Here is a 13,218-nt window from a genome sequence, read left to right as displayed (position 1 = left end):
CATCAAGGCGTGGCATCCGGCAGACCGTGATGGCGTTGCCACAACGCACGATAACGCTGAATTTCCTGCTGCCAGTATGCGTCGCTCCAACCGAGTCGTGGCTGGCAGATTTGGCGGATGGCGGCGAAATAATCTTCGCCACCGTGAGGCAGCAAAAGGCCGAGACGCGTGCGGCGCAACAGCAGATCGTCGAGGTGCAGAACCATTTCCGCTTCGCAAGCGAAGGCCAGTTCCGCCCACAAGGTGTCCGTGGCGCCGACCGTTTCGTGGCCGATATCGTTGATCAGTTGCGCCAGCCTCGGCAGGTTTCGGCCATGCCGTCCGGCCAGTCGTCGCCACTGCTGACTGCTCAATGCTGCAATCGCCAGCGCAGGTACGGCGGCAAACACCGGCGCGGCGTCATCGACGAAGGGACGTTCGAGCATGTCCGCGCAGGCCTTGAGCACTTCGATGGCTTGCGGGCGGAACGTAGTCAGTTTGCCGCCGGCCAGGGTCACGCAACCGGGCTCCTGCCACAGCACATGTTCACGGGTTTCGTTCGACGGTTGGTTTTGATTATTGCCCGCCGTACTCCCAACCACCGGACGTACGCCCGACCAGGTCGATAGCACGTCATTGGCCGTCACTTCTGCGCCGGGGAATTGCTGTGTGCAGGCAGCCAGCAGATAGTCGAGTTCTTCGCCGCTGATGCTCGCGCTGTGATCCAGATCTTCGCGATGATCGAGATCCGTGGTGCCGACCACCGTCGCGCCCTCCCACGGAAAAACGAACACCGGACGGCGGTCGCGTTCATGCAAAAACGTAAACGCCTGCGCCACCGGCAAACGCCAACCCGGCAGCAATAAATGACTGCCACGCAACGGCCGCAATTGCCGTGGTGCCTCAGTCGGCCGCAAGCGCTCAGCCCATGCACCGGTGGCCACAGCAAGCACGCCACAACGCAATTGCAGGGTCGCCCCGGCCTCGCAGTCTTCGATCTGAACGCCGCACACTCGCCCGTTTTCTCGCAGCAAATGCTCGACGCGAACGCCATTGACCACGACCGCGCCATCCGCTCGTGCCTCGCTCAACACGCGCATCACCAGCCGTGCATCGTCGGTCAGCGCATCGACAAAACTGGTGCCACCGAGCAAGTCACTTTCCTTCACGCCCGGCGCCAGATATCGAAGCTGTTGTGCATCATGAAAACGGTGGCTGCGCCGTCCGGCCAAAGCATCGTAGACACTCAACAAACCACCCAACACCCGAGGCCCGGGAAAGCCGCCGCGATAGTGCGGCATCATGAAACTCATCGGCTCGACCAGCCCCGGCGCTTCGTCGAGCAAGCGCTGACGCTCGCGCACCGAATCGCGGGTCAGACGCCACTGGCCCTTGGCGATGTAACGCAAACCGCCATGGACCATTTTCGACGATCGACTGGACGTGCCCCAGGCAAAATCGCGCTGTTCCAGCAACAGGCAGCGCCAGCCTCGGCGTGCCGCTTCACGCAGGATTCCGGCGCCGCTGATGCCGCCGCCGATGACGATCAGATCCCAGGTTTCATCCGCCAGTGTTGGCAGAGTCTGCTGGCGCCATGCGGCGTTCCAGTCCTGACTCATGGCCGTCACTCCGGCAACAGCGTGCCGGGGTTGAGGCGCCCGGCCGGATCGAAGTGTTTGCTCAGCGCCTGTAAGGTATCCATCGCCAGTGCGCCCTTCTCGCGCAACAGGTACGGCGCGTGATCTTTGCCGACGCCGTGCTGATGGCTGATGGTGCCGTGGTTGTCGACAATGGTCTGGCTGGCCGCGTGTTTGAGCGCCTGCCAGCGCGCCAGCGTCGCGGGGTAATCCGCCGCCGGGCGAAACACGTAGGTGGTGTAGATGCTCGAGCCTTCACCGTAAACGTGGGACAGGTGAGTGAACACATGCACCCGCTCGCCCTCGGCGGCCAAGGCCTCGCGCAGGCTGATTTCGATGAGGTTGAGCAGGTTGTCGACGTTGCTCCAGTCGGTGGCGGTTTCGAGGGTGTCGACGACGTAACCGGCGTTCCACAGGTTCTCGCGCAGGTAGGGGAAACGGAAGCGGTTCTGCGCCCATTTCTTGCCGAGCAAAGTGCCGGTGAACACGCCACCGAACGCCTTCAGATGTTGCCGCGCCTGTGTCAGCGACAATGCGTTTTGTCGTCGATTGCCGGTGACGCCGAAGGTCAGCAGGCATTTGCCCTCTGCTGCCCCCCTTAGCTTCAGATACTTTTCCAGCCAGACGATTTGTTGCGGATGACCGGCCAGCGCCAGTTGCGTTTCGGTTTCTACCGCATTGGACAGGCGCAGCATCGACAGCGGTACGCGTGCCTGGGCCAATTGGCGGATGGCTTGCAGGGCCTTGGTCCAAGAGGGCAGAAATACACCGTAGAAACGCTCATCCGCCGGCAACGCGCTGACCCGCACTTTGACCTCGGAAATGATCCCGAAACGGCCCTCGCAACCGAGCACCACTTCGCGCAAATCGGGTCCGGAGGCCGAAGCAGGGAAAGTTGGAATTTCCAAAGGCCCCGCAAAGGTTTCCAAGGTTCCGCCCGCAAACAATTGCTCGATCCGGCCATAGCGCAACGACTGCTGACCGCTCGAACGACTGGCAACCCAACCACCCAACGTCGACAACTCCCACGACTGTGGAAAATGCCCCAACGTGTAGCCCCGCGCACGCAACTGACTTTCCACCTGCGGCCCGCTCGCACCGGGGCCGAACGTCGCCAGCAGGCTCTGTTCATCGAGATCGATCAGGCGATTCATCCGCGCCAGTGACACCGTCACCACTGGCCGCGCAGAATCCGGCGGATTGATGTGCCCGGCCACCGAGGTGCCGCCGCCATACGGGATCAGGCACAAGTCCTGTTCGTGGGCGAGCGCCAGCAATTGGCGAATATGTTCAGCGGTCTCGGGAAACGCCACCGCATCGGGATAATTGCCCAGCGCACCTTCGCGCAACGCCAGCCAGTCCGGCAGGCTCTGGCCCCGCGCATGCAACAAACGATCATGAGCATCGATACTGTACAAAGTGTGCGCCGACAACCGCGAGGCCGGCACACGCGCCAATGCGGCTTCAAGCGTGGCATCGGGCAGCGCGCGCCCCTCGCCCAGTCGCTCATGAAGAAACTCCGCGCCCCGGGCCGGCAGCTCGACCACCGTGGTTGCATCTCCCCAGCCGTTCCAGCGTCGCATGCGTGTGTCCTTTTTTTGCCGTCAGATCAGTGATATTTCAGGCCCCCATACTAGCCAGCGGCCGCAAAGTGTCACGGTCGCATCCGGCCAGTTCGTGTAGCCAATTGAGTCAAACGTCGCGCAAGCGTCAGCCATTTACTTTAGTCGTGGTTTCAAATTACCTTTCAGGCATTCATCCGCCCGCGCGGCCGTCGATCAAAGGAAGGGATCATGCAATCGCTCGGCTTCACCTCAGTTCCGCCCCTGCTCAAATACCTGCGCCACGCCGAACAACTGGGCATGGCCGTCGAACCGGCGTTGGCGGCGGCGGGTTTGCAGGCGCAGCAGTTGAGCGACAACACCCTGCGTTTGCCCGGTGAGGCACATGAGCGGCTGCTGGATTATTTCTGCGAGCACTCTGGGGATCCGTTGTTCGGGCTCAACGCGGCGAATTTCGTCCTGCCCAATTCGTGGAGTGTGCTCGGTTACATCACCATGAACTGCGCGACGTTGGGCGATGCGATGAGCCGGATCATGCCGTTCGAAAAACTGGTCGGCGACATGGGCGTGAGTCGCGCCGAGGTGCTGGATGGCCACGTGCATTTGATCTGGACGTGCCGTTATCAGCGCCCACGGATTCGCCGGCATCTGGTGGAAAACGTGCTCGGTTCCTGGCTGCAATATGCACGTTGGATCGCCGATACGCAGATGTCGCCGGCCGCAGTCTGGCTCGAACATTCATGCCCGGCCGAGGCGACGCCTGCGCAGTACGAGGCGTTTTTCGATTGCCCGGTGCTGTTTGATCAGCCGTATTCGGCGCTGGTTGTGCCGCTGGCATATTTGCAGTTGCCGCTGCGTCAGGCCGATGCGCAGTTACTGCGCACGCTGGAGGAACATGCGCTGGGGTTGATGGCAACGCTGGAGGACGCTTCGCTGGAGCAGCAGGTGAAGAACATTCTGCGGCAGTTGCTTAAGGAAGGACTGCCGCGCAAGGAACAGGTTGCAGAACATCTTGCGGTGTCGGTGCGTACGTTACAGCGCCAGTTACATCAGGCGGGGACGTCGTATCAGCAGATTCTGGATGATTTGCGCCAGGAGTTGGCGGAGCATTATTTGCTCAACAGTACGTTGCCGATTCAGGATATTGCGCAGTATCTGGGGTTTACCGAACCGAGGTCGTTTCACCGCACATTCAAGAGCCGGCGCGGGATGCCGCCGGGGGAGTTTCGGCAGATGCATCGGGGGTGAATGAGCCGGCGTCATCGCGAGCAGGCTCACTCCTACAGGGGGCCGTGTCGGACACAGAATCTGCGTTCACTGAAGATCAATTGTAGGAGTGAGCCTGCTCGCGATGAGGCCTCTCACCACAACGCAATAAACACTTTCGATAATGATGTTTAAGGACACCAGGCGTTACGCGAAACAGCCCACAAATCCTTGCGCCATAACCTACGCCTACGCCAGAATCCGCCGGCTTGTGCGCCCTGAGCATGCTGCGTAACTTGATTGCGTCACTGATTTCCAGTGATCGGGTTTAGTAGCCCGGTGGTAACTCGGCTGGTCGTACATTCATCACAGGTGCTTGCATACCTGAGCTTGATGGTGGCTGTACGCAGGGCGCTTCGGCGCGCCGGCTTAGCTGAGTTCCCCGGTCTACTAACCTGCGTACAGCTGCCACCCTTTCGTTTAGTAGCCAAAGGGTTGCCGCTCAACAAAGGGAACACAGCTATGTTCAAGATAACGCCAAACCCGCCGGCCACCGACCCGGCATCCCCCTATGAATCCCCCGACTCCAGAAAATTCCACGAAGCCGCCGAGCGCGCGCTCGACCACTACCTCGGTCCGACGAACGCCGACCTCATGGCCACGCCCTATTCGCCTAACACGCTGTACATGGCCAACCCCGCAGCAAACACCGAATCCCTGCTGACCGACGCCAGCGAAACCCTTGGCTCGGCCACTGTCATGCTCAACAACCACGCCGCGCAGGTTGAAGGCACCCATCGCAAGACTTTGCAGGGCATTGCGCAAGTGGTGATGGTGGCGGAAATGGCGGTCAATCGCGTGCTGGATCAGTTAGTGCCGACCGAGTAACGCAAGAGCCCGCGGCCCAACAGGAAGGGTTGGATGGCGGGCTTCTTTTTGCGGTGTGCCATGTTCCCCTCACCCCAGCCCTCTCCCGAGGGAGAGGGGGCCGACCGAGGTGTCTGGCGCTATACATCGACCTGAATGACCGAGTCGATTATGGATTCGACCGAGCTGGTTCAGGTCGGTGTATCTCTCAAGCATCCCCGGATCGGTCCCCTCTCCCTCCGGGCGGTCCGACGTTTCGGGAGGGCTAGGGTGAGGGGCTTTTAGCCTGATTCACCTCAAAGGCTGATTGCGTTGGTAAACACCAACCGATTGCCAAACGGATCGGCAATCGTCATGTCCTGACTCCCCCACGGCATCGCCTGAATCTGCGGGTGCGAGAACTTGTAGTCCTTGGCGATCAATTGCTGCTGAAACGCCTCCAGCTCATCCGTCTCGATACGCAGCGCCGAACCCGGGCTCGCGTCGCCATGGTGCTCGGACAAATGCAGCACACACTCGCCACGCGACACCTGCAGGTACAGCGGGAAGTTCGCTTCAAAGCGATGCTGCCAGTCGATCTTGAATCCGAGAAAGTCGACGTAAAACTCTACCGCTTTGGCTTCATCGAAGATCCGCAGGATCGGGGTGGTTTTGCCGAAGCTCATGGGGTGCTCCCTGACTGGTTGGCCCCACAGTGTAGACGGGGTGGATGTCAGGAATTCGGCTTGTTGATGGCTTTCTTTAATCTCAGATTGCCACTATGAGACGTAGATCAAAAGATCGCAGCCTTCGGCAGCTCCTACAGGGGGGATTTCGACTGATGAAATCCTTTGCGTAAATCACCTTCGCGCGCCAGAAACCGCCCTTCCCTGCGCCCATTTGCCTGCCCGTCGTGGTAACTCAACACGCCATTAACCCAAACCCCGTCAATGCCCTGCGCCGCTCTTTGCGGATCGTTGAAATCCGCGACATCACGCACCGTCGCCGGATCGAACAACACCAGATCCGCCCAATACCCTTCACGAATCTCGCCGCGCTCCTTCAAACCAAACCGTGCCGCCGACAAACCGGTCATCTTGTGTACGGCGGTGTGCAGCGGAAACAGGCCGACGTCGCGACTGAAATGGCCCAACACCCGTGGGAACGCGCCCCACAAACGCGGATGCGGGAACGGATCTTCCGGCAGTCCGTCGGAACCGACCATCGACAACGGATGCGCGAGGATTCTTCGTACATCCGCCTCGTCCATGCCGTAGTAAACAGCCCCCGCCGGTTGCAAGCGTTTCGCGGCATCAAGCAGCGGCAGATTCCATTCCGCAGCGATGTCGATCAGATCGCGGCCGCTGACTTCCGGGTGCGGCGTCGACCAGGTGATGGTGATGCGATGCGCATCGGTGACCTGCTTCAAATCCAGCGTCGAAGAACTCGCCGCATACGGATAGCAATCGCAGCCAACCGGATGGGTTTTCGCGGCCTCTTCCAATGAAGCGAGGAGCTCAGGGCTGCGCCCCCAGTTACCCACGCCGGCACATTTGAGGTGGGAAATAATCACCGGCGATTTGGCGTGACGACCGATCTGAAACGCCTCATCCATCGCCTCCAGAACCGGGGCGAATTCGCTGCGCAAATGGGTGGTGTACACCGCGCCGAATGACGTCAGTTCTTCGGTCAGTTGCATCACTTCATCGGTGGACGCGTTGTAAGCGCTGGCGTAGGCCAGACCTGTGGATAAACCCAACGCACCGTCCTCAAGGCTTTCACGCAATTGCTCGCGCATCGCGGCGATTTCTTCGGGTGTCGCAGTGCGCATCAGGTCATCCAGATGATTACTGCGCAGCGCCGTGTGTCCGATCAATGCGGCGACGTTCAGTGTGGTATTCGCCGCTTCAACCGCCGCGCGGTAATCGCTAAAACGTGGATAAACAAACGCCGCCGCAGTACCGAGCAGGTTCATCGGATCCGGTGGATTGCCCTTCAAACTCACCGGTGAGGCGCTGATCCCGCAGTTGCCGACAATCACCGTGGTCACGCCTTGGCTGAGTTTTGGCAGCATCTCTGGCTGACGAATCACCACCGTGTCGTCATGGGTGTGCACGTCGATAAACCCCGGCGCCAGCACGCGGCCAGCGGCGTCGATTTCTTCGGTCGCCGTGGCCTCGGACAAATCGCCGATGCGCTCGATACGGCCATCGCGGATGGCCACGTCGGCCTGGTAGCCGGGCGTGTTGCTGCCGTCGATGATCAGGGCATTGCGAATCAGGGTGTCGTACAACATGTCAGTCTCCCAGCGGCAGGTGATCGTCGCCGCCACGGTATTCGTCGAGGGCCAGTTTGATCCGCCGCAGACGTTCTTGATTGTCTTCAGGATTGGCCAGCGCCAGCTCGGTGGCGAGCACGTCGATGGCGAGCAGCATGCCGTAGCGCGCCGCCGTCGGTTTGAAAATGAACGAGGTTTCCGCACTCTGCAGCGGCAGCACGACGTCGGCCAATTCGGCCAGCGGCGAGTCGGCGCGGGTGATGGCGAGAATGCGTGCGCCGTAGTTGCGTGCCAGTTCGACGGTCTCGAGCAGCTCCGGGGTGATGCCGGTCAGCGAGCAGACGATGACCACTTGTTCGGCGTTGAGGCTGGCGGCGGTGACGCGCATCATCACCGCGTCATGACACACCGCAACCGGGTAGCCGAGGCGCACCAGCCGCACCTGCAATTCATCGCTGCACAGGGTCGAACAACCGCCCATGCCGAAGGCGTGGATCATCCGTGCCTGGCCGAGCAATCTCACCGCATCGGCGAAGCGTGATTCATCGAAACCGGCCAGATGCTGACGCAAGGTGGTTTCGATATCGCCGACGATTTGCCCGTAAAACGCTGACTGATCGGGCGTACCGGCAGGGTCGAGAAAACGGCTGCCAACCCCGCTGGCCTGGGCCAGTTGCAGACGCAGATCACGCAGGTCACGACAGCCAACCGTGCGCGCAAACCGCGACAGCGTGGCGGTGCTGACTTCGGCGCGTTGCGCGAGGTCTTCGAGGCTGGCACTCGCGGCGAAACCGACGTCGTCGAGCATCAGCCGGGCGATACGGCCTTCGCCGGCGCTGAAGGAATCCTGACGGGCGCGGATCTGATAAAGGATGTCCATGACGGCTGGCTCCGGTTACAGCAGGTAAGAAAGACCGAGGGTCATTGCAAAAGCGACCACCGAAATCAGGGTCTCCAATACAGTCCAGGTCTTGAAAGTCTGGGCGACCGTCATGTTGAAGTATTCCTTGATCAACCAGAAGCCGCCGTCGTTGACGTGGGAAAAGATAACCGACCCGGCGCCGGTCGCCAGCACCAACAGCTCAGGGTGGGGATATCCCAGACCAATGGCCACCGGCGCGACCACGCCCGATGCGGTGGTCATGGCCACGGTCGCGGAGCCTGTGGCGATGCGCATCAGCGCTGCAAACAGCCAGCCCATGATCAGCGGCGACAGGTGGAATTCGTGAGCGAGGCCGACGATCTGATCGGTCACACCGGCATCCACCAGAATGCGGTTCAAACCGCCGCCCGCGCCGACCAGCAAAGTGATACTGGCCGTTGGCGCGAGGCATTCATTGGTGAACTTGAGGATCGATTCACGGCTGAAACCCTGAGCGATACCCAGCGTCCAGAAACTCAGCAACGTCGCCAGCAACAGCGCGATCACCGAGTTGCCGATGAACAGCAGGAACTGGTTGAAACCGCTGCCCGGCGTGGAAATCAGGTTGGCCCAGCCACCGATCAGCATCAACACCACCGGCAACAGAATGGTCGCCATGGTGATGCCGAAACCCGGCAGTTTGTCGCGCGGTTCGCGGTCGAGGAATTGTCTTTCCAGCGGGTTATCCGCCGGCAAGTGAATGCGCGGCACGATGAATTTGGCGTACAGCGGGCCGGCAATGATTGCCGTCGGAATGCCGATGGCAATCGCGTAGAGCAAGGTCTGCCCGACCGACGCCTGATAGGCCTGCACCGCCAGCATCGCCGCCGGGTGCGGCGGCACCAGCGCGTGCACCACCGACAGACCGGCGACCATCGGCAAACCGACCATCAGAATCGACACACCCACGCGGCGCGCCACGGTGAATGCAATCGGCACCAGCAAGACGAAACCGACCTCAAAGAACAGCGGCAAACCGACCAGAAACGCGATGCAGACCATCGCCCAGTGCGCGTTCTTCTCGCCGAATTTATCGATCAACGTGCGCGCCAACTGCTCGGCGCCGCCGGACTCGGCCATCATCTTGCCAAGCATCGTCCCCAGCGCGACCACCAGCGCAATATGCCCCAGCGTCTTGCCCACCCCGGCCTCATACGCCCCGACAACCCCGGAGGCCGGCATCCCGGCCACCAGCGCCAGGCCGATGGAAATCAAGGTGATGACAATGAACGGATTGAGCCGGTAACGGGCGATCAGAACGATCAGAGCAATGATGGCAACGGCTGCATAAACCAGCAGCCAATAGCCGAAGTCAGGCGTCATGCGGTACTCCTCGAAAGGGTCACGTTCGAATGGGTTGTGAAACTCATAAATCATTTCGAGATCGAGATTTCAAACCACATGAAAGTAATTTTCGTGGAGAGGTAAGGGATGTCGCTAACAGATATGTCTTGTCGTGATTAATGAAAATCCACCCAGCGAATTTTCATGCCCACACAAGACCTGTAGGAGCCGAGCTTGCTCGCGAAGACGATGTCACATCCAACATTTCTGTCGACTGACACAGCGCTTTCGCGAGCAAGCTTTGCTCCTACAGTTTGAGTGCATTCCTTCAGTCAGAACGCGGTTAACTTGTAGGAGCCAGCCTGCTGGCGATGGCGGTTGCACATTCAATATCTGTGTTGCCAGGGATACCGCATTCGCGAGCAAGCCCGCTCCCACGGTTTGAGTGCATTCCTTCAGTTAGAACGCGGTCAACTTGTAGGAGCCAGCCTGCTGGCGATGGCGGCTGCACATTCAATATCTGTGTTGCCAGGGATACCGCATTCGCGAGCAAGCCAGCTCTCACAGTTTTGAGTGCATTTCTTCAGTGAGAATGCGGTCAAATTGTGGGAGCCAGCCTGGCGATGGCGGTTGCACATTCAATATCTGTGTTGCCTGAGATACCGCTTTCGCGAGCAAGCCCGCTCCCACAGTTTTGAGTGCATTCCTTCAGTGAGAATGCGGTCAAACTGTGGGAGCGGGCTTGCTCGCGAATGGCTTCACTCGGTGTTGCGTGAACTCACACCATTTCGTTACGAATCCATTCAACCACGGACGTGCGCTTCGGCGTCCAGCCCAGTATTTCGCGCGCATGTTTGCCGCGCACACGGCTGTTGGAGCCGAGGCCGTAGTTGGCCATTTCGTAGCCCCATTCGGCTTCGGCGTCTTTCAATGGCCAGTCTTGCGGTTGGCCCAGGTTCAGCGCTTGGGCCATGGCGGTGGTCATGTCGATGAACGACGCTTCGCCGCTTTCAACAAAGTAGAAAGTGCCCGGAACGTTTTTGGTCAGCGCCAGCAGGTACAGGGCGACGACGTCTTCGATGTGTACGTTGGACCAGATGTTCTGGCCTGTGCCGACGTGGCGAACGACGCCGCTCTTGCGTGCCTGCTTGAGCAGTCGCGGCAGTTGCACGCTGTCACGTTTGACGCCCAGGCTATGCCCGTAGATCAGCGTGTTGCAGATGACGGCGGAGTTCACGCCGTCCTTCGCCGCTGCGAGGATCAAGTTGTCGATGGCCACGCGTGCGGCTTTATCGACGGTCGGCTCCGGCAGATTGTCTTCGTAGTAGATGACGTCGCTGGACTTGCCGCCCGACGCATCGCCAACGATGCTCGAACCGCTGGTGTGCAGGAACACTTTGTTGGTATCGCGCAAAGCATCGAGCAACGCTTCCACCGCGCCGCGATGGTCGCTGCTGGCGGCGTTGATCACGGCGTCGGCGGCGCGGGCCTGTTCGGCGAGCAGTGCTTGGTCGTCGAGTGTGCCGATAACCGGGGTGATGCCGAGTGCTTTCAGCTCAGCAGCCTGTTCAGCGCTGCGCACCAGGCCGGTGACGTTGTGCCCGGCCTGAACCAGACCGGTAGCGATCGAGCCGCCGATAAAACCGGCAGCGCCGGTGACGAATACGTTCATGGAGAAACTCCCTGCGTGAGTAAGTGATGGGACGAGTATCGGCCCGTGAGCCCGGGGGAAAAACCCGCTCCCGCCCAATTCACTCTTGCGCAGAGGTCACGAATCAGCCCTTGAAATCGGCGCTGGCGTAGGCGGCGAGTTTGCTCTGGATAAAGTCGAGGAAGCACTGAATGCGCAGCGCCAGTTGCGAGTTACGGTAGTACACCGCGTTGATCGGCTGGCGATAACCGCTGTTGAATTCGCCGAGCAGGACTTTCAAACGGCCGGCACGGATGTCGTCGATGGTCATGAAATGCGACAGGCAAGCGATGCCCTGCCCTTCCAGCGCCAGATGCCGCACAGTCTCGCCGCTGGAGGCGCTGATCGCCGGGGTGATCGGCCAGCGATCGCCGTGCACATAGCGCAGCGGCCATTGGTTGAGGCCTTCGTTCTGAGTGAAGCCGAGCAAAGTGTGTTCGCTCAGATCAGCGACTTGCTGCGGCGCGCCGTGTTTTTCCAGATACGCAGGACTGGCGACGATCAGCAGCGGACTGCAACCGAGCGAACGCGCGTGCAGCGTCGAATCGGCGAGGGTGCCGATGCGGATGGCGATGTCGGTGCTTTGTTCCAGCAGGTCAATGATCAGGTCATTGCTGTTGAGCTCGAGCTGAATGTCCGGATAGAGCTGGCGGAATTCGTCGATGTAGGGGACGACGGCGTGGAGCATGAACGGCGACGCCGCGTTGATGCGCAAACGCCCGGACGGAGTTTGCTGGCGTGAGGACAGGCGTTCTTCGAGTTGATCCATCTGATCGAGAATCAGCTTGGCGTGCTCGAAGAAGTACTTGCCCTCCTCGGTCAGATCCATGCGCCGCGTGGTGCGGTTGATCAGCGTGGTGTCGAGTTTGGCTTCCAGCTTCGACAGCGTGCGGCTGACGGCCGACGGTGTTTGCCCGACCTGCTCGGCAGCGGCGGAGATGGAACCGCACTCGATCACGCAGACGAAAATCTGCAACTCATCGGATCTGGCTTTCACGGGTGTCCTCTTTGAGATCGCCAAGATCGCAGCCTTCGGCAGCTCCTACATGTGAACTCTGTAGGAGCTGCCGCAGGCTGCGATCTTTTGCTATTACCACCGATAGTAGCCCTAAACCACTCAAGCCTTAAGGCCAAACACCTCGGTCAGATGCTGCTCATAACGCGCCACATCGCCTTCGATGTTCGGACGCTTCATCACATCCACACACAAAAATGTCGGCAACGCGGCCATGCCCAGAAACTCATTGGCCTTGTGGAACGGGAAGTACACCGCATCAACACCTTTGGCCTCAAAGAAATCGGTCGGGTCATCAAACGCTTGTTGCGGTGCGTTCCAGGTCAGCGACAGCATGTATTGCTTGCCCTGAATCAGCCCGCCGCTGCCGTACTTCTGCGAGGCGTCGGAGCGGGTGCGGCCATCGCTGGCGTAGAGGCTGCCGTGGCCTTCGGTGAAGACTTCGTCGAGGTACTTTTTCACCGTCCACGGCGCGCCCATCCACCAGCCCGGCATCTGATAAATGATCACGTCGGCCCAGAGGAATTTCGCCACTTCTTCAGCGACGTCGTAGCCCTCGTCGATGAAGGTGGTTTTGACGTCGAGCCCGCCGCGATCCAGCACGCTCAGCGCCGCTTCGTGCAGAGTGGCGTTGTAACGACCGTCAGAGTGGGCGAATTTTTTACCGCCATTCAACAACAATACTTTTTTCATGAGAAAGCCTCGGCGCAGCCATTCCGGCTGGGTGGAGAAGGGAAACTGGAATGGCGGCAGATTAACCATCTGCCTCGCGCGGAATAAGCCGTGATTGCGCAAAATA

Annotated in this window: 11 protein-coding genes; 2 read left to right on the top strand and 9 right to left on the bottom strand. The window is 60.1% G+C overall.

The window, feature by feature from the left end; translation table 11 throughout:
- Positions 1 to 2: 2 nt before the first annotated feature.
- Complete coding sequence (locus ACIP66_RS14815) at positions 3 to 1,598, bottom strand: glycerol-3-phosphate dehydrogenase/oxidase (RefSeq protein ID WP_400648907.1); 1,596 nt, start codon at positions 1,596 to 1,598, stop codon at positions 3 to 5.
- 5 nt (positions 1,599 to 1,603) lie between these two features.
- The gene (locus tag ACIP66_RS14810; RefSeq protein WP_400648906.1) at positions 1,604 to 3,199 is read right to left on the bottom strand and encodes an FAD-binding oxidoreductase; all 1,596 of its coding nucleotides are present in this window, start codon (positions 3,197 to 3,199) and stop codon (positions 1,604 to 1,606) included.
- 210 nt (positions 3,200 to 3,409) lie between these two features.
- Here ACIP66_RS14810 and ACIP66_RS14805 point away from each other — a divergent pair, with 210 nt between their 5' ends.
- Entirely contained in the window at positions 3,410 to 4,426 is a 1,017-nt protein-coding gene (locus ACIP66_RS14805) for an AraC family transcriptional regulator (protein ID WP_400648904.1), read from the top strand.
- Positions 4,427 to 4,906: 480 nt separating this feature from the next.
- Positions 4,907 to 5,272, top strand: coding sequence for a DUF6124 family protein (locus ACIP66_RS14800; protein ID WP_008083403.1), 366 nt, complete (start codon positions 4,907 to 4,909; stop codon positions 5,270 to 5,272).
- 275 nt (positions 5,273 to 5,547) lie between these two features.
- Here ACIP66_RS14800 and ACIP66_RS14795 read toward each other — a convergent pair whose 3' ends face one another.
- The 7 genes from ACIP66_RS14795 to ACIP66_RS14765 form a co-directional block, all read right to left on the bottom strand.
- Positions 5,548 to 5,916, bottom strand: a complete 369-nt coding sequence (locus tag ACIP66_RS14795) for a glyoxalase superfamily protein (RefSeq protein WP_126359889.1) — start codon at positions 5,914 to 5,916, stop codon at positions 5,548 to 5,550.
- Between the two features lie 134 nt (positions 5,917 to 6,050).
- Positions 6,051 to 7,526, bottom strand: coding sequence for an amidohydrolase family protein (locus ACIP66_RS14790; protein WP_400648902.1), 1,476 nt, complete (start codon positions 7,524 to 7,526; stop codon positions 6,051 to 6,053).
- 1 nt (position 7,527) lies between these two features.
- Positions 7,528 to 8,388, bottom strand: coding sequence for a MurR/RpiR family transcriptional regulator (locus ACIP66_RS14785; protein ID WP_053116981.1), 861 nt, complete (start codon positions 8,386 to 8,388; stop codon positions 7,528 to 7,530).
- 15 nt (positions 8,389 to 8,403) lie between these two features.
- Positions 8,404 to 9,753, bottom strand: coding sequence for a GntP family permease (locus ACIP66_RS14780; protein WP_159812847.1), 1,350 nt, complete (start codon positions 9,751 to 9,753; stop codon positions 8,404 to 8,406).
- Between the two features lie 739 nt (positions 9,754 to 10,492).
- Positions 10,493 to 11,386 (bottom strand): NAD-dependent epimerase/dehydratase family protein, encoded by an 894-nt coding sequence (locus tag ACIP66_RS14775; RefSeq protein ID WP_400648901.1) that lies wholly within the window; start codon positions 11,384 to 11,386, stop codon positions 10,493 to 10,495.
- A gap of 103 nt (positions 11,387 to 11,489) precedes the next feature.
- Positions 11,490 to 12,401 carry a LysR family transcriptional regulator gene (locus ACIP66_RS14770; RefSeq protein WP_008083392.1) on the bottom strand — a complete coding sequence of 304 codons (912 nt, stop codon included), beginning with the start codon at positions 12,399 to 12,401 and terminating at the stop codon, positions 11,490 to 11,492.
- A 120-nt stretch (positions 12,402 to 12,521) separates the two neighbouring features.
- Complete coding sequence (locus ACIP66_RS14765) at positions 12,522 to 13,112, bottom strand: NAD(P)H-dependent oxidoreductase (protein ID WP_400648899.1); 591 nt, start codon at positions 13,110 to 13,112, stop codon at positions 12,522 to 12,524.
- Positions 13,113 to 13,218: the final 106 nt, after the last annotated feature.

This window comes from Pseudomonas sp. NPDC088429 (assembly GCF_044753305.1).
Classification (GTDB): Bacteria; Pseudomonadota; Gammaproteobacteria; order Pseudomonadales; family Pseudomonadaceae; genus Aquipseudomonas; species Aquipseudomonas rustica.
Note: the sequence above shows the minus strand (reverse complement) of the source record. Positions and strands in the feature narration are given on the sequence as shown.